This is a genomic window from Vibrio sp. 704, from assembly GCF_033339295.1.
On sequence record NZ_JAWOUH010000949.1, the window covers coordinates 1 to 533 of the forward strand.

Genomic DNA, 533 nt, shown 5'->3' on the forward strand with positions numbered 1-533 from the left:
GTAGAATACCTATAATCTTTATAAAGGATTATATTAATAAGTTCTTCAACTGACATGAAGGACCATATAAGAGCAGTTAGGTATGACACAATTTTTCGCAGCCGCCGGGATCAAGAACCCGCACCTTCAGACCCTTTTACCGCGCTTTATTCGTAAAAAAGCGCTGTTTACGCCTATTTGGCAGACGCTGGATACCGACGATGGCGACTTCCTCGATCTCGCTTGGAGTGAAGATCCCACCAAAGAACCTGCGCAGAACAAACCCATCTTCGTTTTGTTTCATGGCTTGGAAGGATGCTTCTACAGTCCGTATGCAAACGGCCTGATGAATGCGTTTGCGAAATCTGGTTGGTTATCGGTGATGATGCATTTTCGTGGCTGTAGCGGCAAACCGAACAAAAAAGCTCGCGCATACCATTCAGGAGAAGTAACGGACGCTCGCTTCTTTTTGGAACACCTCCATCTGCGCTTTCCAAACAATCCAAAAGTCGCCGTCGGCATCTCCCTTGGTGGCAATATGCTGGCGAACTACT

Annotated in this window: 1 protein-coding gene; it reads left to right on the forward strand. The window is 46.7% G+C overall.

Annotation, left to right across the window (positions count from 1 at the left end; all coding sequences use genetic code 11):
• Window positions 1-82 precede the first annotated feature (82 nt).
• On the forward strand, window positions 83-533 hold a 451-nt coding region (locus tag R7R24_RS30045; RefSeq protein ID WP_318120632.1), incomplete at its 3' end, for an alpha/beta fold hydrolase.